General features: G+C 67.0%; 19 protein-coding genes. 9 read left to right on the forward strand and 10 right to left on the reverse strand.

Translation table 11 applies throughout. The features are described from left to right. Positions 1-36: 36 nt before the first annotated feature. The 4 genes from tig (at position 37) to clpX (ending at position 4,388) form a co-directional block, all read left to right on the forward strand. Entirely contained in the window at positions 37-1,566 is a 1,530-nt protein-coding gene (gene tig, locus ABFX18_RS07540; protein WP_346057897.1) for a trigger factor, read from the forward strand. Between the two features lie 55 nt (positions 1,567-1,621). Beyond that, a complete protein-coding gene (locus ABFX18_RS07545; RefSeq protein WP_255536937.1) occupies positions 1,622-2,302 on the forward strand; it encodes an ATP-dependent Clp protease proteolytic subunit in 681 nt (226 codons plus the stop codon). 27 nt (positions 2,303-2,329) lie between these two features. Next, positions 2,330-3,001 carry an ATP-dependent Clp protease proteolytic subunit gene (locus ABFX18_RS07550; RefSeq protein WP_090148892.1) on the forward strand — a complete coding sequence of 224 codons (672 nt, stop codon included), beginning with the start codon at positions 2,330-2,332 and terminating at the stop codon, positions 2,999-3,001. A 115-nt stretch (positions 3,002-3,116) separates the two neighbouring features. Beyond that, positions 3,117-4,388 (forward strand): ATP-dependent Clp protease ATP-binding subunit ClpX, encoded by a 1,272-nt coding sequence (clpX, locus tag ABFX18_RS07555; RefSeq protein ID WP_346057898.1) that lies wholly within the window; start codon positions 3,117-3,119, stop codon positions 4,386-4,388. A gap of 66 nt (positions 4,389-4,454) precedes the next feature. Here clpX and ABFX18_RS07560 read toward each other — a convergent pair whose 3' ends face one another. The 9 genes from ABFX18_RS07560 to ABFX18_RS07600 form a co-directional block, all read right to left on the reverse strand. After that, entirely contained in the window at positions 4,455-5,045 is a 591-nt protein-coding gene (locus ABFX18_RS07560) for a histidine phosphatase family protein (RefSeq protein ID WP_346057899.1), read from the reverse strand. 2 nt (positions 5,046-5,047) lie between these two features. Then, positions 5,048-5,707, reverse strand: a complete 660-nt coding sequence (locus tag ABFX18_RS07565; RefSeq protein WP_346057900.1) for a hypothetical protein — start codon at positions 5,705-5,707, stop codon at positions 5,048-5,050. A gap of 8 nt (positions 5,708-5,715) precedes the next feature. Continuing rightward, complete coding sequence (locus tag ABFX18_RS07570; protein ID WP_346058018.1) at positions 5,716-6,015, reverse strand: Fe-S oxidoreductase; 300 nt, start codon at positions 6,013-6,015, stop codon at positions 5,716-5,718. Between the two features lie 2 nt (positions 6,016-6,017). Beyond that, positions 6,018-8,612 carry a valine--tRNA ligase gene (valS, locus tag ABFX18_RS07575; RefSeq protein WP_346057901.1) on the reverse strand — a complete coding sequence of 865 codons (2,595 nt, stop codon included), beginning with the start codon at positions 8,610-8,612 and terminating at the stop codon, positions 6,018-6,020. Positions 8,613-8,742: 130 nt separating this feature from the next. After that, positions 8,743-9,225 carry a GyrI-like domain-containing protein gene (locus ABFX18_RS07580; RefSeq protein ID WP_346057902.1) on the reverse strand — a complete coding sequence of 161 codons (483 nt, stop codon included), beginning with the start codon at positions 9,223-9,225 and terminating at the stop codon, positions 8,743-8,745. An 84-nt stretch (positions 9,226-9,309) separates the two neighbouring features. After that, positions 9,310-10,200, reverse strand: a complete 891-nt coding sequence (locus ABFX18_RS07585) for a glycine betaine ABC transporter substrate-binding protein (RefSeq protein ID WP_346057903.1) — start codon at positions 10,198-10,200, stop codon at positions 9,310-9,312. Between the two features lie 125 nt (positions 10,201-10,325). Next, a complete protein-coding gene (locus tag ABFX18_RS07590; RefSeq protein ID WP_200328860.1) occupies positions 10,326-11,237 on the reverse strand; it encodes a glycine betaine ABC transporter substrate-binding protein in 912 nt (303 codons plus the stop codon). Positions 11,238-11,311: 74 nt separating this feature from the next. Beyond that, a complete protein-coding gene (locus tag ABFX18_RS07595; RefSeq protein WP_346057904.1) occupies positions 11,312-12,217 on the reverse strand; it encodes an ABC transporter permease in 906 nt (301 codons plus the stop codon). Continuing rightward, positions 12,217-13,593, reverse strand: coding sequence for a quaternary amine ABC transporter ATP-binding protein (locus tag ABFX18_RS07600; RefSeq protein WP_370567877.1), 1,377 nt, complete (start codon positions 13,591-13,593; stop codon positions 12,217-12,219). Before ABFX18_RS07600 ends, ABFX18_RS07595 begins: the two co-directional genes overlap by 1 nt. 681 nt (positions 13,594-14,274) lie before the next feature. On the opposite strand from ABFX18_RS07600, the gene ileS reads away from it, so the two are divergent. The 5 genes from ileS to ABFX18_RS07625 all read left to right on the forward strand — a co-directional run bounded on the left by ileS (position 14,275) and on the right by ABFX18_RS07625 (position 21,321). Then, positions 14,275-17,670: an isoleucine--tRNA ligase gene (ileS, locus tag ABFX18_RS07605; RefSeq protein ID WP_346057905.1), complete on the forward strand. Its 3,396-nt coding sequence runs from the start codon at positions 14,275-14,277 to the stop codon at positions 17,668-17,670. Continuing rightward, positions 17,667-19,007 carry a bifunctional folylpolyglutamate synthase/dihydrofolate synthase gene (locus tag ABFX18_RS07610; protein ID WP_346057906.1) on the forward strand — a complete coding sequence of 447 codons (1,341 nt, stop codon included), beginning with the start codon at positions 17,667-17,669 and terminating at the stop codon, positions 19,005-19,007. The genes ileS and ABFX18_RS07610 overlap by 4 nt, the downstream gene beginning before the upstream one ends. Continuing rightward, the gene (locus tag ABFX18_RS07615; RefSeq protein ID WP_346057907.1) at positions 19,004-19,486 is read left to right on the forward strand and encodes a DUF4233 domain-containing protein; all 483 of its coding nucleotides are present in this window, start codon (positions 19,004-19,006) and stop codon (positions 19,484-19,486) included. Before ABFX18_RS07610 ends, ABFX18_RS07615 begins: the two co-directional genes overlap by 4 nt. A gap of 78 nt (positions 19,487-19,564) precedes the next feature. Further along, positions 19,565-19,981, forward strand: a complete 417-nt coding sequence (gene ndk, locus ABFX18_RS07620; RefSeq protein WP_200328852.1) for a nucleoside-diphosphate kinase — start codon at positions 19,565-19,567, stop codon at positions 19,979-19,981. A 146-nt stretch (positions 19,982-20,127) separates the two neighbouring features. Then, on the forward strand, positions 20,128-21,321 hold the full coding sequence (locus ABFX18_RS07625) for a winged helix-turn-helix domain-containing protein (protein ID WP_336662040.1): 1,194 nt from the start codon (positions 20,128-20,130) through the stop codon (positions 21,319-21,321). Here ABFX18_RS07625 and ABFX18_RS07630 read toward each other — a convergent pair whose 3' ends face one another. Beyond that, the gene (locus tag ABFX18_RS07630) at positions 21,322-22,458 is read right to left on the reverse strand and encodes a serine hydrolase domain-containing protein (RefSeq protein ID WP_346057908.1); all 1,137 of its coding nucleotides are present in this window, start codon (positions 22,456-22,458) and stop codon (positions 21,322-21,324) included. Positions 22,459-22,547: the final 89 nt, after the last annotated feature.

Consider the following 22,547-nt stretch of genomic DNA (forward strand, 5'->3'; position numbering starts at 1 on the left):
GGCATCCGAACGACATTCTGATGATGAGAGGCCAAATTGCCGAAGACGACAGCTGAGAAGCTCACTGCGACCCGCGCCAAGCTGAGCGTGGAAGTTACGCTCGACGAGCTGGAGCCCTACCTCAAGCAGGCGTACAAGACCATCTCCGAGCAGGTTTCGGTGCCCGGATTCCGCAAGGGCAAGGTCCCCGCGCCGATCATCGATCAGCGCGTCGGCCGTGAGGCAGTCATTCAGGAGGCTGTCAACAGCTCGCTGGACGACTTCTACCAGGCTGCTCTCGCCGAGGCGGACGAGCGCCCCATGGGCCGCCCCACCGCGGATGTCGAGCAGTGGCCGGAAGCCAAGGATCCGGAGAGCACCCTCGTGCTCGCGTTCGAGGTCGAGGTGCGCCCCGACTTCACGCTGCCCAAGTACGACGGCCTGAAGCTGACCGTCGACAACGTCGAGGTGGACGAGGATGCGGTCGAGGCCGAGCTGACCAAGCTCCGCGAGCGCTTCGGCACCCTCGTGACCGTGGATCGCCCCGCGAAGACCGGCGACTTCGTCGAGCTGGACCTCACCGCGACCATCGACGGCAACGAGGTCGATCAGGCGAGCGGCGTCTCCTACGAGGTCGGCGCTGGCAACCTGCTCGCAGGTACGGATGAGGCAGTCGAGACCCTCACCGCCGGCGAGACGACGAATTTCACCTCGCAGCTGCTGGGCGGGGAGTACGAGGGCCAGGACGCCGAGGTCGAGCTCACGGTCACCGCGGTCAAGGAGCGCGAGCTTCCCGAGGCCGACGACGAGTTCGCGCAGCTCGCGAGCGAGTTCGACACGATCGACGAGCTCCGCGAGAGCCTGAAGGATCAGGTTTCGAAGGCCTCCGTCTTCGCGCAGGGTCAGCAGGCACGCGATCTCTTCACCGCAACGCTCATCGAGCAGGCCGGCATCCCCGTCTCCGAAGAGCTGGTGGAGGAAGAGGTGCACCGTCACCTCGAGGGCGAAGGCCGCCTCGAGGACGACGAGCACCGCGCCGAGGTGCGGAAGTCGTCGGAGGAGCAGATTCAGCTCCAGCTGCTGCTGGACGCGATCGTCGAAGCTGAAGGCGTGACGCCGACGCAGAACGAGCTCTCGCAGTACATCTTCCAGTCGGCGCAGCAGTACGGCATGGAGCCGACGCAGTTCCTCCAGGCCATCAGCCAGGGCAACCAGATGGGCGTGATCCTCGGAGAGGTCACGCGCAACAAGGCTCTCGCGGTCGCGCTCGCAAAGGCGGAGGTCGTGGATCAGGACGGCAACGCCGTCGATCTGAGCGAGTTCACGGCCGTCGATTCCGATGAGGAAGCCGACGCATCGGACGACGCCGCTGAGGCGGTCGAGACCGAAGCCGCTCCGGAGTCAGAGGCTCCGGCTCCCGCTGCGAAGAAGTCCGCCGCGAAGAAGCCGGCCGCCGCGTCGACCGAGAGCGCTCCCGCTGACGACGAGGCCGCGAAGAAGGCCGCTCGTTCGGCTGCCGCCAAGAAGGCTGCCGCCACGCGCGCCGCCAAGAAGGCCGCCGCCGAGGCTGAAGAGGCCGGCAAGTAGGTCGCATCCCGCCGCATCCGCGATCCCCTGCCTCGAACTTCGAGGTGGGGGATCGTTGCGTATCGGCGGCCATGCGCCCACGGCGAACACGGCTCACGAGGCGCGAACGACTCGGTACGCTCGAACCAAGCAACAACGAATGGAGCGCCGCATGGCTGAACAGACGCCACCGAACAGCGTGTTCGAACGACTGCTGAAGGACCGTATCATCTGGCTCGGTTCCGAAGTCCGTGACGACAACGCGAATGAGATCTGCGCCAAGATCCTGCTGCTGGCTGCAGAGGATCCCAAGGCCGACATCTACCTCTACATCAACTCTCCCGGCGGCTCGATCACCGCGGGCATGGCGATCTACGACACGATGTCGTTCGTTCCGAATGACATCGTCACCGTCGGCATCGGCATGGCCGCTTCGATGGGCCAGTTCCTGCTCACCGCCGGCACCAGGGGCAAGCGCTACATCACCCCGAACGCCCGCGTGCTGCTGCACCAGCCGCACGGCGGATTCGGTGGCACGGCGAGCGACATCCAGACCCAGGCGCAGCTCATCACCTCGATGAAGAACCGCCTCGCCGAAATCACCGCGGCGCAGACCGGGAAGACGCTGGAGCAGATCAACGAGGACGGCGACCGCGATCGCTGGTTCACCGCAGATGAGGCGCTCGAGTACGGCTTCATCGACTTCATCCGCGATTCAGCCACCGATGTCATCGGCGGCGGCGGCACCAGTAACTAACGTGACGGACAGGAAGCAACTCACTCGATGAATACTCCATACATGCCCCAGTCCGGCGGATCGAGCCTGCAGATGCCCGATGCGCGCTACGTGCTCCCGACCTTCGAAGAGCGCACGGCCTACGGCTACAAGCGTCAGGATCCGTACGCCAAGCTCTTCGAGGATCGCATCATCTTCCTCGGTGTGCAGGTCGACGATGCGTCAGCCGACGATGTCATGGCCCAGCTCCTGGTGCTCGAGAGCCAGGACCCTGAGCGGGACATCACCATGTACATCAACTCGCCGGGCGGCTCCTTCACCGCCATGACGGCGATCTACGACACGATGCAGTACATTCGCCCGCACGTGCAGACGGTGTGCCTCGGTCAGGCGGCGTCGGCTGCGGCGGTGCTGCTCGCCGGTGGAACCCCGGGGAAGCGGCTCGCGCTGCCCAACGCGCGCGTGCTGATCCACCAGCCATCCAGCGGTCAGGGCGGCCACGGCCAGGCCTCGGACATCGAGATCCAGGCCCGCGAGATCCTGCGGATGCGCGAATGGCTCGAGGAGACACTGTCGAAGCACTCCAAGCGCAGCATCGAAGAGGTGAATCGCGACATCGATCGCGATAAGATTCTCAGCGCACAGGAGGCGTTCGAATACGGGCTCGTCGACCAGGTGCTGACGAGTCGGAAGAACCCGCAGCCGGTCATCGCGAAGTAGTCACACGGAGCCTCGGGGGCGACCCCGGGGCTCCGGCGCGCCGCCCATCAATGTCTGAGGCTCCCGCTAGTCTCGAAGGCATCGGATCAGACCGAGTTAGGTGAAGGAGCTCCGCATGGCGAAGATCGGCGAAAGCAGCGAGCTGCTCAAGTGCTCCTTCTGCGGCAAGTCGCAGAAGCAAGTGCAGCAGCTCATCGCCGGCCCGCAGATCTACATCTGCGATGAGTGCGTGGCGCTCTGCAATGAGATCATCGAGGAGCGCCTCGCGGAGCACCAGACGGGGGAGACCTCCGACTTCACTCTGCACAAGCCTCGTGAGATCGCCGACTTCCTCGACCAGTACGTCATCGGGCAGGACCGCGCCAAGCAGTCACTCGCCGTTGCGGTGTACAACCACTACAAGCGCGTGCGCGCGCTCTCGTCGCTCGCGAGCGCTGAGGTCGCCTCGGAGCAGGTGGAGATCGCGAAGTCGAATATTCTGCTCATCGGCCCGACCGGGTGCGGCAAGACGTATCTCGCGCAGTCGCTGGCACGACAGCTCGGTGTGCCGTTCGCGGTTGCCGACGCCACGGCCCTCACCGAGGCGGGGTACGTCGGCGAAGACGTCGAGAACATCCTCCTGAAGCTTCTACAGGCAGCCGATTTCGATGTCGCGCGCGCAGAGATGGGCATCATCTACATCGATGAGATCGACAAGATCTCTCGTAAAGCCGAGAACCCCTCGATCACGCGCGATGTCTCGGGCGAAGGCGTGCAGCAGGCGCTCCTCAAGATCCTGGAAGGCACGGTCGCATCGATTCCTCCGCAGGGCGGGCGCAAGCACCCGAATCAGGAGTTCATCCAACTCGACACCACGAACGTGCTCTTCATCGTCGCCGGCGCATTCGCCGGCCTCGAGGAGATCGTCGGGTCTCGCCTCGGCAAGGGCGGCATCGGGTTCGGTGCGCCGGTATCGAGCAAGCGCAACGACGATCAGCTCTTCGCTCAGGTGCAACCTGAAGATCTGCACAAGTTCGGTCTGATTCCCGAGTTCATCGGGCGCCTGCCGATCGTAGCGACGGTCGATCCGCTCGACGTCGAAGCGCTGACGCGCATTCTCACCGAGCCGAAGAATGCACTCGTGAAGCAGTACCAGCGCATGTTCGAACTCGACGGCGTGAGTCTCGAGTTCGAGGATGCCGCGCTTGAAGCCATCGCTGAACTCGCCGTCGAACGCAAGACCGGCGCTCGTGGGCTCCGTGCAATCCTCGAAGGGATCCTCGGGCCCGTCATGTTCGAGGTGCCTTCCGACGGTGACATCACGAAGGTCATCGTGACCCGGGAATCGGTGAACGGGGACGCTGCGCCGCGCGTGCTGCAGGCCCGTGGAGGCCGCGAGAGCGCGTAAATCATCGGCTCTCTGTTGATTGAGTGCTCGGGCGCGCCCGCGGCGCGTCTCCTGCGGTACGCGACGTCAAGCGCGGCGGATGCCCTCGCCAGGCTCCCAGGCGCGGCCTGCGATGGAACGCACGTGCCACGTGCCTGACTCGTCGCGCTCGACCTCGGAGATGGCGAGATTCTCGGCCCGGGGCACCTCATCTGCCGGCAGCCCGGAGATGTCCGCGAGCAGATGCCGGATGAACGAACCGTGCGTCACAGCGATGACGCGGCCGTTCCGAAACTGATCGGCGATGCGGTCGAGCGCCGATACCCCCCGCTCAGCGACCTCGTCATGACCCTCCATGCTCGGGTACTGGCGTGACGGCCAGTGCTCGAGGGCGACACTGTGCGACAAGCCTTCCGCATCGCCGAAGGAGCGCTCGACGAGCCCCTCGCACGTCACCGCCTCGAGACCGAGCCGCTCGGCGAGGATCTCAGCCGTCTGCCGAGCTCGGAGCAGCGGACTCGTCACGACCGCGTCCAACCCGCCTGCTCGTGAGAGTCGCTCGGCGAGGTCGCTGGCCTGCTCTCGGCCGGTGGCGTTCAGCGGAATGTCGGTGCGACCCTGCATGCGACCGGAGAGATTCCAGTCGGTCTGCCCGTGCCGGATGAGAGCGATGCGCACGCTCAACCACCCACTGCGGTGATATCGAAGCTCAGCAGCACGGACCCGTTCTTCTGGGGGATCTGCAGAGCGGTGACGCTCAGCGTGCCGTGTGCGAGCGTGGCGGCGACGCCGCCATCACCGGTCTCGGATCGCTCCGATTCGGCGAACCCGCTCGCGCTGACGATCGACTGCCACAGCGCATCAGCGGCAGCCCGGTCCTCAGCGGTGAGCACGAGATACCATTCGCTCGCCGATCGCTCACCGGCATCGTCGATGCGGGCGCCGTCGGGCACGACGAAATCGGCTACCGGGAATGATGCGGGGAGCGTCGTCGATTTTGACGTGTCCTGCGGATCGCCCTGCTGCGGCCATCCGCCCTCGCTGCTCCCGGAGGCAGCGCCGTTCGCTTTGCGGTCGCCCTCGCCGACGCTCGATGCATCGCTGCCCGCTTCATCGTCCGCCCCGGCGTCCTCACCGGCAGTCGCACTCTCGTCAGACCCGGAGGCGTCTGCGTCCGCCTCCGCGGAGGCCGAGGCGGACGCCGACGACGATCCGTCGCCGCGCGCACCGCCGTCCGCCGCAGGCTCGGGAGCACAGGCGCTCAGCCCTATGAGGGCGATGGCTGCCGCCGCCATACTCGCGCCGAACCGGCGCCCGACCAGGTCGTCTCCGCGAAACATCGAACTCCTCAACTCAGCCAGTCATCATCGTCGGCGTCGTCGTCGTCTGCGCTGTGGGCCAGACGCTCCTCCGCGAGCCCCGGCTCGCCGCCCCCGCTCACGGGCCCGGTGCGCACGCGACCGACCACGTCGAGCGCGACGAACACGAGGTCATCGAGCTCGCAGCGCGGCCGGCCTTCGAGCCAGGTCAGCGTCCACGAATCAGCCTCCGGATGCCCGTTCTCCTGCTCGGCGATCGCGGCATGCAGCGCCTCGGGCACGCTGCGGTGCGGGGGAGTGCCCCTCTGCCAGCGCGCCCCGAGCTGCATCGTCACGCCTCCACTGGTGCGAGCTGGATGTCGGCGACGGTGACTCCGCTCAGATCGTCCGGGCCGGCCTCGATCCGAAGCTCGGCGATCTTTCCGACTGCGGCGAGATCAGCCGAGGCCGACTCGAGGCGGGCGAGATCGGGCTGCCGGGCCTGCACGACCGCGATCGACACCGGGGTCTTCTGCGAAGCCTTTGCGGCCGTCTTCGCTCCTCGGATGCCCACGAGCGCCTCGCCGACGAGCCCGAGCAATGCGGCATCGGCGTCGTCCCCGGCGAGCGAGGCGGCCTCCTCGGGCACGGGCCAGGCGGCCTGGTGCACAGACCCTTCGCCGAACCACGACCACACTTCCTCCGTGGCATACGGCAGGAACGGCGCGAGCAGGCGCACGAACACGGAGAGCGAGGTGCGCAGGGCGGTCACTGCAGACGCCCGCGACTGGCCCTCACCGTTGTGCGCGCGCTCCTTCACGAGCTCGAGATAGTCGTCGCAGAAGGTCCAGAAATACGATTCGGTCAGCTCGAGTGCACGAGCATGGTCGTAGTTCTCGAATGCGCGCGTCGCCTGCTCGATCACTCCCGCGAGTCCGGCGAGCACGGCGCGGTCGAGCGCTTCCGTGACGGTCCCGGCGCCCGAGTCGTCGAAACCGAGGGTGAATTTCGCCGCGTTCAGCAGCTTGATCGCCAGACGACGGCCGATCTTGATCTGCGTCGGATTCTGCGGGTCGAACGCCGCATCGGTGCCGAGCTTCGCCGAGGCCGCCCAGTAGCGCACAGCGTCCGACCCGTGCTGCTCGAGCATGCCGGCGGGCGTCACCACGTTGCCCTTCGACTTCGACATCTTCTTCCGATCGGGATCCAGGATCCACCCGGAGATGCCCGCGTGCTGCCACGGCAGCTGGCCGCACTCGAGCTCCGAACGCAGCAGCGTCGAGAACAACCACGTCCGGATGATGTCCTGACCCTGCGGCCTGAGACTGAACGGGTATACGAGATCGAACAGCTCCGGGTCGCGCTCCCAGCCGCCCGCGAGCTGCGGGGTGAGCGAAGAGGTCGCCCACGTGTCCATCACGTCGACCTCGCCCTGGAACCCGCCTGCGACTCCGCGCTGATCGGCCGTGTACCCGGCGGGGACGTCACTCGACGGGTCGACGGGCAGCTGATCCTCACTCGGCAGGATCGGCTCGTCGAAGACCGGATTGCCGTCGGCGTCGAGCGGGTACCACACCGGGATCGCGACACCGAAGAAGCGCTGACGCGAGATCAGCCAATCACCGGAGAGGCCCTCGACCCAGTTCTCGTAGCGCACGCGCATGAAGTCGGGATGCCACTCGAGCTCTCGCCCGTGCGCGAGCAGGCGATCGCGGAGCGCCTCATCGCGAGCACCGTTCACGACGTACCACTGGCGGGTCGAAACGATTTCGAGCGGCTTGTCGCCCTTCTCGAAGAACTTGACGGGATGCGTGATCTTCCGGATGTCGCCGACGAGCTCGCCGGAGGCGCGCAGCGAGTCGACGACGATCTGCTTCGCACTGAACACGGTCTTGCCCGCGATCTCCGCGTAGGCTGCCCGCCCGGTCTCGCTCGTGATGACGTCGGGCGCCTCAGAGATCACGCGGCCGTCGAATCCGAGGATGGCACGGTTCGGCAGGTCGAGTTCGCGCCACCAGACCACATCGGTCACATCGCCGAACGTGCAGATCATCGCGATTCCGGTGCCCTTGTCCTTCTGCGCGAGATGGTGGGCCAGGATCGGCACCTCCACGTCGAACAGGGGAGTGCGCACTGTCGAGCCGAAGAGCGGCTGGAAGCGCTCATCGTCGGGGTGCGCGACGAGCGCTACGCACGCTGCGAGCAGTTCGGGACGAGTGGTATCGATGAGGATGTCGCCCGATCCGTCCGACTTGTGGAAGGCGAGCGTGTGATAGGCGCTCGGCTGATCGCGATCCTCGAGCTCCGCCTGGGCGACCGCCGTGCGGAACGTCACGTCCCACAGGGTCGGCGCCTGGGCCTGGTAGGCCTCGCCGCGCTGGACGTTGCGGAGGAAGGCGAGCTGGGACGCACGCAGTGACTCGGCTCCGATCGTTCGGTAGCTCTGCTTCCAGTCGACGGAGAGCCCGAGCGTGCGCCAGAGCGCCTCGAACTGCTGCTCGTCCTCCTCGGTGAGGCGCTCGCACAGCTCGATGAAGTTGCGGCGGGAGATCGGCTGCTGATCCGCCGCCTTGATGCTCTTGCCGTCGCCCCCTTCGTGCGGAGGGACGAATCCCTCGACGTACGGCAGCGACGGATCGCAGCGCACGCCGTAGTAGTTCTGCACGCGTCGCTCCGTCGGCAGCCCGTTGTCGTCCCACCCCATCGGGTAGAAGACGGCCTTGCCCTGCATGCGCTGGTACCGCGCGATGGTATCGGTGTGCGTGTACGAGAAGACGTGCCCCACGTGCAGCGATCCCGACGCCGTCGGCGGGGGCGTGTCGATGCTGTAGACGTTCTCCCGGGAAGCGCGCGCTCGCGGGAACGCGTACGTGCCCGCTTCCTCCCACACCGGGCCCCATTTCGCTTCGAGGCCTTCGAGTACGGGCTTGTCGGGAATCGCGCTCATGCGTGGGGCTCCGCTTCTCGATACCGCGCTCAGCTGCGGCATCGGGGTTCGATGTGGACGGCACCGCGTGGTCGCGCGGCAGCTCATCGCCGCGCTGGTGCCTGATGGTGTGGATCCAGCTTACCGGCCATCAGTCACCGGCGAGCTGCACCCCGATCAGCGTCTCGTTGAGGGCTGGGTCGCCGCCGGGCTCGGGTTCGGTGAGGTACTGCTCCCAGGCGATGCCGGTCGGCTGCTCTCCCCGCTCGCTGACCCAGGCGTAGAGACGCTCATAGGCAGCCGACAGCCCGCTGAAGTCGCCGCGCAGCAGCATCGTGGCGGTGCGGGCGGCCGGAATCGTCTCGGCCGTGATCCCGCCGCCGGTTCCGGTGTATGGCTGAGGGATCGGCACGGCCACCGACAGGTCGAGGCCCTCCGCCGCCGGGGAGCCGTGCATCACGCCCATCGGGGCGGCGGCCGGAGACACGCCTGTCTCTGCCAACGCCTGGAAGATCGCCGGGTACGCGCGGTCGTAGAGCTCGGGAATGCGGTCGAACGGAACGGTCTCCCGCACGACCGCGAGGTGCAACTCGGGTCGTGTGTCGATCTCGGGCGTGACGGGCGAATCGTTCATCAGATCTCCTTGATGCAGGCCGAGCCGGAGACGCCCGACGTCGCCGATCCTACGCGGCAACGGCGCCGGGCGCTCCTGATTTCTCTATTCGGCGAGCAGGCCGGGGAATGCGTCGGGGTGCTGGTCGATCCAGGCGTCGACGGCCTCGGCCTCTTCACCCACCTCGTATTCGTTCGTCATCGCGTTCTCGAGCGTGCTGAAGGCCTCGTCGTTCAGCTTGAAATCTGCGGCGTAGTCTGCCGCGTCGGAAAAGCGCTCGGTGAATCCCTGGGTCGCGAGCACATGAATGCCCTCGGGGGTGCCCATGACACCCTTCGGGTCTTCGAGGTCGCGCAGGCCGTACACCTCGTTCGCCCAGAACGGGCGCCAGCTCGTCACGACGATGTCGTCGCCGGTCTCGACCGCGTCGCTCACCGAGGCGAGCATCGCCGCCGTCGACGAGGACACGAGGGAGAACTCACTGTCGAGTCCGTAGGCAGGCATGCCGACTTCCTCCGTGTGCTTCATCTGACCCGCGCTCGGCTCGATGCCGATGATCTTCCCGTCGAATCGATCGGCACTCGGCGCGAGTTCTTCGAGTGACGTGATATCGACATAGTCGGGCACCGAGAGGGTGATCGTGCCGTTGTCGTACCAGGTGCCGAGATCCTCGAAGTCATCTTCCCGCCCCGCGACGTACTCGGCCTGCGTGCGCTCGGTCCAAGCACCCGAGAAGACGTCGATGCTGCCCTCCGCGAGACTCGTGTACAGCACGGCTGCCTCAGTGAGCTCCTGCATCTCAACGTCGTAGCCGAGCTTTTCGAACTGGTCCTTGAGGAGGAAGCCGCTGGTCTTGCCATCGCTCCAGGAGGGGACGTAGCCGATGGTGATGCTGTCTGCGCTGGCATCGGCGGCGTCTTCGGCAGAACATCCGGCGAGCGCCAGAGCGGCTGCTGCGGTGAGTGCGAGAGCAGAAGTGAGGGTGCGGAACTGCAAATGGTGTCCTTTCGTAAAGCGTGGTGCCGCTGTGCGGCATGAAAAAAGGAGCCCTTCCCGGAACTGTGTTTCGGGAAGGGCTCCTTTCGTACTGCGTGATTCCCCGAAGGGAAACGACGGATCGGTCAGCTGGTGATCAGACCCGGGTACGCATCGCCGTACTCCTCGAGCCATGCATCGACGGCGGCCTCGGGGTCGTCCTTGTACTCGTCACCGGTGACCATGCTCTCGAGCGCGCCGTAGGCGACGTCGTCGAGCTTGATGTCGGCGATGTAGTCGGCGACCTCGGGATACTCCTCCGAGAGACCCTTCTTCCCCAGGAAGTGCAGGGTCTCGGGCTCGCCCATCGCACCCTTCGGGTCCTCGAGATCCTTCAGCGGGAAGGCATCGTTCGCCCAGAACGGGCGCCAGAGCGTCACGACGACGTCTTCTTCGTTGTCGATCTTGTCCTGCAGCGTCGCGAGCATGGTCGCGGTGGAGGAGGTCACGAGCTCGAAGTCGCCGTCCAGGCCGTACTCCGGCATCGCGACGTCCTGCGTCTGCGCGGTCAGTCCTGCGCCCGGCTCGATGCCGATGATCTCGCCGCCGAATCGATCCGCTTCACCGGCGAGGTCTTCGATGGAGTCGATGTCGACGTACTCGGGCACCGCGAGCGTCAGCACGGCGCCGTCGTAGTAGCCGCCGAGATCCTCGATCTGGTCGCCGAATTCCTCCATGTACGAGGCGTGCGTCACCTCCGGCCATGCTGAGGGGTAGATGTCGAAGTCTCCACCGGCGAGTCCTGCGTAGAGCACGCCCGCATCGGTCAGCTCTTCCATCTCGACGTCGTAGCCCATCTTGCCGAGCTGATCCTCGAGCAGGTAGGCGGTGCTGAGCCCGTCCGTCCAGCCCGGCAGGTAGCCCAGTGTGACGGTGCCGTTCTCGCCGCCGCCGTCGCCGTCGGAGCCGCTGCCGGACCCATTGCCGGAGCAGCCTGCAAGGGCGAGGGTTGCGGCGGCTCCCAGAGCCAGCATTCCGGTGAGAGTGCGCTTCTGCATACTTCGTCCTTTCGTTTCGTGCGCGGGGCGCACGGTGTGGGGGTACGTGTGTTGCGAGGGGTACGTGCGGTGCGTCATGCAGCCTTGGCGAGCGCGCCCGTGCGGCGCGCGTCACGGCGGCGGCGCATGCCGCCCAGCAGCGAGTGCTTGTAATCGCCGGGATTGCCGAGGGCTGCGGTCACGCGGTCGAGGAAGACGGCGAGGATCACGACGCTCAGGCCGGCCTCGACGCCCTGCGCGATGTTCAGGGTCGAGATGGCCGCGACGACCTCCTTGCCGAGTCCGTTCGCGCCGGCCATACCGGCGACGACGGCCATCGAGAGGGCGAGCATGATCACCTGGTTGATGCCGGCCATGATGGTCGGCATCGCGAGCGGCAGCTGGATGCCTCGGAGGATCTTCCCCGGTGCGGCTCCGAATGCGTAGCCGGCCTCGACCGTCTCGGAGTCGACTCCGCGGATGCCGAGTTCGGTGAACCTCACGCCAGGAGCGACCGAGAACAGGACCGTTGCGAAGACGCCCGGCACGAACCCGATGCTGAAGAAGATCACGGCGGGGATCAGGTAGACGAAGGCCGGCATCGTCTGCATGAAGTCGAGCACGGGCTTCAGGATCGCGCTGAACGTATCGCTCCGCGCTGCCGCGATGCCGAGCGGGATCGCGACGACGATGGCGATGAGGGCTGCGATGAGCACGAGCGCGAGCGTCAGCATCGCATTCTCCCACTGGCCCATGCCGACGACGAGGAGCATCGTGATGACGGTGCCGACCGCGAGCTGCCAGGAGCGCAGCAGCCAGCCGATCAGCCCGAACACGATGATGAGGACGGGGAAGGGAACGGACGTCAGTCCGTCGGCCAGCCCCTCGACGAGGAACTTGATCACCAGGGTGACGACGTCGAGGAAGCCGTCGAAGGTCGCTTTGAACCAGTTGAGCCCATCGGCTACCCAGTCGCCGAGGGGAATGCGGAAGTCGTCCATCAGCGCACCTCCTCATTCTCGGGTGCGAACCCGGCTCCGGCGGCGCTCTCCGGAGCATCGCCCAGTGTCTCTGAGATCATCGCCGCCGACACGGTGGGTGTCGGTTCGATGATCGGAATCTCCGTGGTCATGGTCGGGAGGTCGGTCAGTGCTGCGAGCAGCGTGACGCGCGGAACGACGCCGATGAGCCGATCCTGGTCGTCGGTCACAGCCACGGGCAGCGGACTCTCCACTGCGAGCTCGAAGAGCTCGGAGATGTACTGATCGCGCTTCACGATCGAGGGCGTGGGCCGGAGGCGCTCCGTGATGTCGGTACCGCCTTCGCGGACCTGGCGCAGCACATCCTTATCGCGGACGACGCCGAGCAGCTTGCGCGACGAGGACGTGACGAAGCACGCCGACGTCTGCAGATCGCGCATGGTGCGCAGCGCGGTGCGCGGGCCGGCGGTCGCCGGGACCACGGCGCGGGGCGGCTCCATCACGTCTCCCGCGGTGAGCACCCGGGCGCGATCGACGTCCTGCACGAACTGGGCGACGTAATCGTTGGCCGGGTCGGTGAGGATGTCGTTCGGCGTTCCGACCTGCACGATCCTCCCGTCGCGCATGACGGCGATGCGGTCGCCCAGGAACATCGCCTCATTCAGGTCGTGCGTGATGAAGACGATCGTCTTGTTGAGCTCCTGCTGCAGTTCGACGAGCTGCTCCTGCATCTCTCGCCGAATCAGCGGGTCCAGCGCTGAGAACGCTTCATCCATGAGCAGGATGTCGGTGTCAGCGGCGAACGCGCGGGCGATGCCGACGCGCTGCTGCATGCCGCCCGAGAGCTCACCGGGCAAGTGCTCCTCCCAGCCGCCCAGACCGACGCGCGTGAGCCAGTGCTGCGCTCGCTCTCGACGCTCCGCTGGCGCAACGCCCTGCAACTCGAGTCCGTAGGCGACGTTGTCGAGGACACTGCGGTGGGGGAGCAGTGCGAAGTGCTGGAACACCATCGACATCCGGTCGCGACGCAACTCGCGCAGTTCTTGTCCGCTCAGGCCGACGACCTCGGTGCCGAAGACCGTGATCGACCCGTCAGTCGTGTCGTTCAGGCCGTTGAGCATGCGGATCAGGGTCGACTTGCCGGAACCCGACAGGCCCATCACCACGAAGATCTCGCCTTGATTGACGCTGAAGCTCGTGTCGATCACAGCCGCGGTGCCCTGCCCGCGGACCTCTTCCCGCGTTGCGCCCTTCCGGAGGCGCTTGACGACCTCTCTGGGGCGTCGCCCGAACACCTTGTAGGCGTGGGAGACCGCGATCGCGGGCGACACCGTATCCGGGGTCTCACCCGGCCGCACTTCGCCCGCAACCCCGGGCTGTTCCGTTGTACTGGTCACTGTAAACTCCTCGTTCTTGGCACGACGAAATCGGAGGCACGCCGGCGACTCGCGGGATCGCGGCGATCGCGGCGCAAGCGTCGCCCGGCAGCCTCTCAATTGGCCAGTTCTTATTGCGGAGGATCGGGCCGCACTCGACTTCCCGCACTCCGGGGCACCGAATTTCGGCGCTGGATGTCCCGGAGCGGATCAGGAAGAATGGCACGCGGCCGCCCTCAACGCTGAGACGACGCTAACAACGTCGCGCAATGGAGTGCAAGGCGCGTCCGGGCGCATGCGGCGCTCAGGCGACGTGATTCTCTGCGCTGATCTGGTATTTATCACTAACCGCATCGTTACTCGTTCGTTACCAACGGCGCACTTCCGGCCCGCCGCCGAGGCCCCTCGTCGCATGGTGAAGACCGCCCAACGCTGCGCTAGACTGGCTTCAACGACTGCGAACCGACCATCATCGGGGAGTCTTCGGAAGAACAGCGGCTCGACGCTCTCGGAAGTAACAGGGTGCGGGCCGCCCAGTAGAACCGAACGGGTCGGGCCCGTCATCGCCCAATGAAGTGGTCGACGTGTCTCCCGACGGGAGCCGCGAGCGGCAAGCGGGGTGGTACCGCGGGTGACGGAGAGCGATCCGGACCTCGTCCCGGCGCAGGCAACAACACTCACGCCGGAACCGAGAAGGAACCCATGCCGTACCCTCAGCAGCCCACGGGAACCCCGTCCACCGCATCAGCCGCAGACCCTCAGGCGGGTGCCGCCTTCGGCGTCGCCGCTTCGCCGCGGCTTCCCGAGATCGAACGACGCGTGCTCGACTTCTGGGCGGCGGACGACACGTTCCGCGCCTCGATTCGTCAGCGAGAGAGCGCATCGGAATGGGTCTTCAACGACGGACCGCCGTTCGCGAACGGCCTGCCTCACTACGGTCACCTGCTGACCGGGTACGCGAAGGACGTCTTCCCGCGATTCCAGACGATGCGCGGCAAGAAGGTGGAGCGACGCTTCGGTTGGGACACGCACGGCCTCCCCGCTGAACTCGAGGCGATGAAGCAGCTCGGCATCACCGAGAAGTCGGAGATCGAGGAGATGGGCGTCGCGGCGTTCAACGGGAAGGCGCGCGCCTCTGTGCTGCAGTACACGCGCGAGTGGGAGGAGTACGTCACGCGTCAGGCGCGGTGGGTGGACTTCGAGAACGGCTACAAGACTCTCGATCTCAGCTACATGGAAAGTGTCATCTGGGCGTTCAAGAAGCTCTACGACGACGGGCTCGCGTACGAGGGATCGCGCATTCTGCCGTACTGCTGGCGCGATGAGACGCCGCTGTCGAACCACGAGCTGCGCATGGACGACGATGTCTATCAGATGCGCCAGGATCCCTCGGTCACCGTCGCGTTCCCGCTCTCGGGGGAACGTGCGGCACAGCTCGATCTGACCGGCGTTCGCGCCCTCGCCTGGACGACGACTCCATGGACGCTGCCGACGAATGCCGCTCTCGCGGTGGGGCCTGACATCGACTACGCCGTGGTGCCCGCCGGACCCGGCGGCGCCGGCGACGGCGGTGCGGCCGGAACGGCGCAGTACCTGCTCGCGCAGGATCTGGTCGGAGCGCATGCCAAGGACTTGGGATACGCCTCGATCGAGGATGCCGTCTCCGCGGTGTCCCGCACGGTGCGCGGCTCCGACCTTTCGGGTGTGACGTACGCCCCGCTCTTCGACTACTTCGCAGATGCCGAGACCTGGGGCACGGAGAACTGCTGGCAGATCCTCGTCGATGACTACGTCTCGACCACCGACGGCACCGGCATCGTGCACCAGTCGCCAGCGTACGGCGAGGACGACTACCGGATCACGACGGCGGCGGGAATGCCGACGATCGTCAGCGTCGATGCCGGGGGCCGCTTCATCAGCGCGGTGACCGACGTCGCCGGTGAGCTCTGGATGGACGCGAACCGCCCATTGATCCGCCTGGTGCGCGAGCGCGGGCGGCTGCTCCGCGAGCAGAGCTACGAGCACTCGTACCCGCACTGCTGGCGCTGCCGCAACCCGCTCATCTACAAGGCGGTGTCCAGCTGGTTCGTGCGCGTCACCGACATCAAGGAACGCATGCTCGAGACGAACGAGCAGATCACCTGGGTGCCCGAGAACGTCAAGCACGGTCAGTTCGGGAAATGGCTCGAGGGGGCGCGCGACTGGTCGATCAGTCGCAACCGCTACTGGGGCAGCCCCATTCCGGTGTGGAAGAGCGATGACCCGGAGTACCCGAGGGTCGACGTGTACGGCTCCGTCGCAGAACTCGAAGCCGACTTCGGAGCATTGCCCCGCAACGAATCCGGCGACATCGACCTGCACCGCCCCTACATCGACGGACTCACGCGCCCCAATCCCGACGATCCGACCGGGCGCTCCACCATGCGCCGGATCGAGGACGTGCTCGACGTGTGGTTCGACTCCGGATCGATGCCGTTCGCCCAAGCCCACTACCCGTTCGAGAACCAGGAGTGGTTCGAGACCCATCAGCCCGCGGACTTCATCGTCGAGTACATCGGCCAGACCCGGGGATGGTTCTACGTCCAGCATGTGCTCGCGACCGCGCTCTTCGACCGCCCGGCGTTCACGAACGTGATCAGCCACGGCATCGTGCTCGGCTCCGACGGCAACAAGATGTCGAAGTCGCTCCGCAACTATCCCGACGTGAACGAAGTCTTCGATCGCGACGGGTCGGACGCGATGCGCTGGTTCCTCATGGCTTCGCCCGTCGTGCGCGGCGGCAACCTCGTGGTGACTGAGGAGGGAATCCGGGAGGGCGTTCGACAGTTCATCCTGCCCCTCTGGAACACGTGGTACTTCTTCTCGCTCTACGCGAACGCCGACGGCGTCGCGGCCGAGCGCCGCACCGACTCCGTCGATCCGCTCGACCGCTACATCCTCGCCAAAACCGGACGGCTCGTACGAGACGTCGAGGCCCATCTCGACGCGCTCGACACGACCTCCGCCGCCGACGCCCTGCGAGGGTTCGCAGAGGTGCTCACGAACTGGTACGTGCGCCGCTCGCGCGATCGCTTCTGGGCGGGGACCGGCGGGGATCAGGGCGCGGGCGAGAATCGCCAGGCCTTCGACACGCTGTTCACCGTGCTCGAAACCGTCGCGCGCGTCGCGGCTCCTCTCGCGCCCCTCGTCACCGAAGAACTGTGGCGCGGGCTCACCGGCGGCCGATCGGTGCACCTCGCGGACTGGCCCGAGGCGGCCGAGTTCCCCGCGGACGACACCCTGGTGCAGGCGATGGACGAAGTGCGACAGATCACCTCCCAGACCCTCGCTCTGCGCAAGAGCCGCGGCCTTCGCGTCCGCCTCCCGCTCGCCGAGCTGACGGTCGTGGTCGAGCACCCGGACGCCGTTGCCCCGTTTGCGGACATTCTCCGGGAAGAGCTGAACGTCAAATCGGTCACGCTCGTCGAGCAGACGGAGACGAGCGCGCAGGAGCACGGCATCGTGCAGACGCTCGCCGTCAACGCACGCGCCGCTGGGCCCCGTCTCGGCAAGCAGGTGCAGCAGGCGATCAAGGCGGCGAAGTCGGGCGATTGGAGCGAGGACGGCGGAGTCGTCATCGCGGGCGGTATCGCCCTCGAACCGCACGAGTACGAGCTCACGCTTCGAGCGGGAGACGACGCCGAGGGCGGTCCGGCGCTCACCCTGCTGCCAGGGGGCGGTTTTGCGCTGCTCGACACGACGCTGACCCCCGAACTCGAGGCTGAGGGCATCGCTCGTGACGCGATCCGTGCGGTGCAGGAGGCGCGGAAGAACGCCGGGCTCGAGGTCAGCGATCGGATCGTGCTGGCGTTGAACGCAGAGCCCGAGCACGCCGCCGCACTGCAGATGCACTCCTCGCTCATCGCCGCCGAAACGCTGGCTGAAGGGTTCGCCGTGCAGGAGGCCATCGGCATCGATGCGATCGCCGACGATATCTCCTCGCCAGGCAACGGCGTTCACGTGTCGGCAGCGCGGGCGATCGGCGCCGAGAAGGCGGCGATCGTCATCACCATCGATGCCACGGAAGCGGCATCGCAGCAGGCGGGAGTCGTGGCATGACCGGCGCGGAACGCGTCTACGCCGCTCTGCTCGAGCGCGTCGGAGAGGCGCAGCCGCGACCGCGCATCGACCCGGTGCGGCGGCTCGCCGAACTCGCGGGGTCGCCGCAGCTCTCGTTCCCCGTCATCCAGGTCGCGGGAACGAACGGGAAGACCTCGACCAGCCGCGCCATCGCGTCGTTGATGCGGGCGCACGGTCTGCGGACGGGGCTCTTCACCAGTCCGCATCTCGTCGATTTCACCGAGCGGTTCCAGCTCGACGGCGAGTCCGTCGACGGCGATGTGCTCGCCGCGGCATGGGATGAATTGCAGGTGCCGCTCGAAGTCGTCGATGCAGAACTCGCCGAGGCCGGCCACGGTCGGATCACGTTCTTCGAGGCCCTCGCTGTGCTCGCCTTCGCCGTCTTCGCCGACGCGCCGGTCGACGTGGCGGTCGTCGAGGTCGGCATGGGCGGCGAGTGGGATGCGACGAACATCGTGGATGCTCGCGTCGCCGTGTTCACCCCGATCGACCTCGACCACACGAGCATTCTGGGATCCGACGTCGCGACGATCGCACGCACCAAGGCGGGCATCATCAAGAGCGGATCCGTGGTCGTGTCAGCGGCGCAGGAACCCGACGCGCTCGCCGAGCTCGCAGAAGCGGCGGAGCGGCACGATGCGGCGCTCGCGGTGCTGGGGCGCGACTTCGCGCTCGTCGACGATCGTCTCGCGGTCGGCGGCCGGCAGATCGATGTCGTCGGTCTCAGCGGCCAGTCGTACGATCCGATCTTCGTACCGTTGTTCGGTCACCACCAGGCGGAGAATGCAGCACTTGCGATCGCAGCGGCCGAGGCGTTCTTCGGTGCGAGTCGCCCGCTGCCGGAAGAAGTGCTCGACGACGGCTTCGGTTCGCTGACCTCGCCCGGACGTCTGCAGCTCATCGGCACCGACCCCGTCGTCTATGTGGATGCGGCGCACAACCCCCACGGCGCTGCGGCGCTCGTCTCGGCGGTGTCTGAGTCCTTCACCTTCTCAGAGCTCGCCCTGGTCGTCGGCGTCCTCGAGGAGAAGGACGTCTCCGGCCTGATGGCGACGCTCGCGCCCATCGCGCATCGCGTGACCGTCGCGCCCGTCGACTCGCCGCGGAGCATCCCGGCTGGTGATCTCCAGCAGATCGCCGAGGACGAGATCCCCGGCACCCCGATCGAGATCGCCGAGTCGCTCCCCGAAGCGCTCGAAGAAGCACGAGGATGGGCGATGCGCGCCGAGGGACGGGCAGTACTCGTCGTCGGTTCAGTGCTCCTCGCAGGCGAGGCCATCGCGTTCGCCCGCTCCGAGGGCTGGGGCGCAGCGTGAACGGCGCTGAGGCATCACGCCGGCCGGATGACGACGGCGAGCCGGAACTCGTCCTCTCTCCTTCGGAGACCGTCGCGCACAACTCCGCGATGCGCATCGCCGGGGCACGGCGCGGACCCGCATCAACGCAGAAGGCCCTCGCCTCGATCGTTCTGGGCTTCGAACTCTTCATCGTGGCGCTCTTCGGCCTGACGATCTTCGGGCTGAGCGCGCTCGACCCGCGGGAGCTGGGGCTCGTCCTCGGCGGTGGACTCGGAGTCGCGATCCTGATCGCCCTCGTCGGTATGCGGCGCGGCCGTTTCGGCATCCTGGTCGGATGGGTCGTGCACGTCTTGATGCTGCTCACCGCGATCATCCTGCCGATGTCGCTCATCGTGAGCGTGCTGTTCACCGCCCTCTGGGTCTACTGCATGGTGCGCGGCGCGCGCATCGACCGCGACCGCGCGGCCTGGGTGGCGGCACAGGGCGGCGCCGCCTGATTCGATACACTCTCAGATCGGAGCGCATCTGCGCGGCCACTTGCGAGTTTTCCCGCCCCCGACCCATGAGGAGTATGTATGTCGGTTGAAGAAACACTGATCCTGGTGAAGCCCGACGGCGTCGCTCGCGGCCTCACCGGCGAGATCATCCGGCGCATCGAGGCGAAGGGCTATCGCCTCGCGGATCTCCGTCTCGTCGCCCCCGATCGCGAACTGCTCGCCGCGCACTACGCGGAGCACGAGGGCAAGCCGTTCTACGAGCCGTTGCTCGAATTCATGGCCTCGGGCCCGGCCGTCGCGATTCGCGCGCAGGGCGAGCGAGTCATCGAAGGCTTCCGGTCGCTCGCCGGCACGACCGATCCGACGACCGCGGCTCCGGGAACGATCCGCGGCGACCTCGGCCGCGACTGGGGCCTGAAGGTGCAGCAGAACCTCGTGCACGGCTCCGATTCGCCGGAGTCGGCCTCGCGCGAGCTGGCGCTCTGGTTCGCCTGAGGTCAGGCACGAAATTGCCGGTGCGCGGTCGCGGGGGAGTTCACTCCGCGGCCGCGTCGCCGTGTGCGCGGATCCGCTGCGCGAGACGCGTCCCGGCCGCGCACGAAGCGATCCAGCGCGTCCGTGGCTCGCGGTAGCGTACGCTCATGCTTTCAATCTCAGCTGGAGAGGCGCGGCGCATAGCGCTCGCCGCGCAAGGCTTCGCGAATACCGCGCGCATCGGCAAACGCCGCCCGTTCGACGCCGCCCTCGAGCGCTTGCACGTGCTGCAGATCGATTCGGTCAATGTCTTCGCACGGAGCCACTATCTTCCGGTGTTCTCCCGTCATGGGAGCTACGACGCCACGGCGCTCGATCGGCATCTGTGGCGGAGCGGCCGGTTCACCGAGTACTGGGCCCACGAGGCGGCGTTCATTCCCGTGCAGGATCGGCCGCTCTTCGGCTGGCGCATGGCCGAGCGCAGAGCTCGCGACGAGCGGACGGGCAGAGCGGCAGAGCTCGCGCCCGCGCTCGACCGGGTGCGGGCCCGGCTGAAGAGCGATGGCCCCTCGTTCGTACGCGACCTCGAGGACGGTCCGCGCGCGAATCGCGGGCCGTGGTGGGACTGGAGCGAAACGAAACGCGCCGTCGAAACGCTCTTCGCCTGGGGCGAGGTGGCTTCTGCGGGCCGTGAGGGCTTCCAGCGCCGGTATGCGCTCGCCGATCACGTGCTCCCGGAGCAGCATCTCGGCAGCGCTCCAGTTGGAGACGCTCAACGCGAGCTCATCTCTCGCGCTGCCCGCTCCCTCGGCATCGGCACGCTGGCCGACTTCGCGGACTATCACCGGCTCCGGCTGGGGCCGGCGAGAGCGGCCGTCGCAGACCTCGTCGAGGCGGGCGAACTGCTCCCGGTCCAGGTCGAGGGGTGGACCTCCGCTGCCGGCGAGTTCTCCGAGGCGTGGGTGCACCGCGACGCCAGCGTGCCCTCGCGGCTCGCCCCCGATGCGCTGCTCACGCCGTTCGATCCCATGGTCTGGTACCGGCCCCGCGCGGAGCGGATGTTCGGTTTCCACTACCGCATCGAGATCTACACCCCCAAAGAGCAGCGGCAGTTCGGGTACTACTGCCTTCCGCTCATGGTGGGCGGGCGCATGGCCGGGCGCCTCGATCTGAAGGCGGACCGCGCGGGCGGCGCGCTGCTCGTGCAGGCCGCGTGGCGGGAATCGCGCGCGCCAGTGCGAACGGGCAGCGCGGCACGCGCGCTGCTCGCCCGGGCGGCGGCATGGCAGGGCCTTGCCGAGGTGCGCTGGTCCGGCGCGGGCAATCTGGAGCTGCCTCTGCGGTTCGAAGCAGCCGAGTGATCAGGGCGCGTCATCGATGACCGGCAGGATCTCTGTGAAGACGTGGGCCGGGAGATCCGGGTCCTCGCCGGTGCCGTTGATCAGCAGGGCGACCGTTCTCCCCGAATCGGGATCGTGCATCACGAGACCCTGGAATCCGAGACCGTTGCCCGTGTGCCCGACCCAGCCGTCGATCTCGCCGATGGCGAAGCCGTACGCATCGTACTCCGGACTGCGCGCGTCATCGTCCGTCGCGCCGAAGGAGTCGAGCCTCCACTGCTGCGTGTCGGCAGCGAGCTCGGCGCCCGTGCCCAGCGCACGGCCCCAGACGGCCAGATCCCCGACGTCTCCGGCAAGTGCGCCAGCGGCCCCGAACCATCCGGGAGCGACCCACGGGAGTTCCTCCACGACGGCGCCGTCGGCGAGTTGGTACCCGGCCGCATCGCGATCGCTGTCGCTGAGACCATCGGTGACGGAATCGAGGTCGAGGGCGGCGAGCAGGCGGTCGTCGACCTCGTCGTACCACGGTCGTCCCGTCGCAGACGTGATGATCTCGCCGAGCAGCAGCGTATTCGTGTTCGAGTACTCGTACGCAGCGCCTGGGGCGAATTCGGGAGAATCCGGGAACGCGAGATCCAGGAGCTCGGTCACAGCGGGCTCTCGCGCCGGATCGACGACGAGAAGGTCGGTGAGTCGAGGGGAGCCCGAGTAGTTCGCGACCCCGCTGCGCATCGTTCCGAGCTGCTCGATCGTGATCTCATCGCCGTTCGGCACGCCGTCCACGTACAGACTCACCGGGTCGGAGAGCGAGAGGACGCCCTCGTCGGCGAGCTGGAGGACGACCGTCCCCACGAACGACTTCGTCATGCTGCGATACGCGAACGGTGTCTGCAGTGTGACGTCGCGACCCTCCGCTGCTCTGCCGAAGGCGTACTCGAACGCATTGCCGCCGTCGGAGCCCGTTACGACGATCGCACCCCCAGGAACACCACTCCCGGCGAGTGCCGCATCGACGGCTGACGCGAACGTCTCGGCATCACCGGAGGCATGCGGGGCATCCTCGCCGTGCTTCGCGTCAGCAGCGAGCGGCGCGCAGCCCGCCACCAGCAATCCGCTCAGCAGAACTGCGCTCAGGCCCCACCTCGCGCGCGTACTCATGCGGCAAGTGAAACACACGAGAGATGGTCGCACCAGAGCGGACGCGCAACCCTCTCGACGCGGAATCATGAATGTCGGTGGTCCCGAGT

The sequence above is a fragment of the Leucobacter alluvii genome (genome assembly GCF_039530485.1).
Lineage (GTDB): Bacteria > Actinomycetota > Actinomycetes > Actinomycetales > Microbacteriaceae > Leucobacter > Leucobacter alluvii.

Bases quoted from the DNA above. Each gene is read 5' to 3' on its own strand.
- ABFX18_RS07550 (WP_090148892.1), top strand. From the start codon at position 2,330: ATGAATACTCCATACATGCCCCAGTCCGGCGGATCGAGCCTGCAGATG.
- clpX (WP_346057898.1), top strand. From the start codon at position 3,117: ATGGCGAAGATCGGCGAAAGCAGCGAGCTGCTCAAGTGCTCCTTCTGC.
- ABFX18_RS07565 (WP_346057900.1), bottom strand. From the start codon at position 5,707: ATGTTTCGCGGAGACGACCTGGTCGGGCGCCGGTTCGGCGCGAGTATG.
- ABFX18_RS07570 (WP_346058018.1), bottom strand. From the start codon at position 6,015: ATGCAGCTCGGGGCGCGCTGGCAGAGGGGCACTCCCCCGCACCGCAGC.
- valS (WP_346057901.1), bottom strand. From the start codon at position 8,612: ATGAGCGCGATTCCCGACAAGCCCGTACTCGAAGGCCTCGAAGCGAAA.
- ABFX18_RS07580 (WP_346057902.1), bottom strand. From the start codon at position 9,225: ATGAACGATTCGCCCGTCACGCCCGAGATCGACACACGACCCGAGTTG.
- ABFX18_RS07590 (WP_200328860.1), bottom strand. From the start codon at position 11,237: ATGCAGAAGCGCACTCTCACCGGAATGCTGGCTCTGGGAGCCGCCGCA.
- ABFX18_RS07595 (WP_346057904.1), bottom strand. From the start codon at position 12,217: ATGGACGACTTCCGCATTCCCCTCGGCGACTGGGTAGCCGATGGGCTC.
- ileS (WP_346057905.1), top strand. From the start codon at position 14,275: ATGCCGTACCCTCAGCAGCCCACGGGAACCCCGTCCACCGCATCAGCC.
- ABFX18_RS07610 (WP_346057906.1), top strand. From the start codon at position 17,667: ATGACCGGCGCGGAACGCGTCTACGCCGCTCTGCTCGAGCGCGTCGGA.
- ndk (WP_200328852.1), top strand. From the start codon at position 19,565: ATGTCGGTTGAAGAAACACTGATCCTGGTGAAGCCCGACGGCGTCGCT.
- ABFX18_RS07625 (WP_336662040.1), top strand. From the start codon at position 20,128: ATGCTTTCAATCTCAGCTGGAGAGGCGCGGCGCATAGCGCTCGCCGCG.
- ABFX18_RS07630 (WP_346057908.1), bottom strand. From the start codon at position 22,458: ATGAGTACGCGCGCGAGGTGGGGCCTGAGCGCAGTTCTGCTGAGCGGA.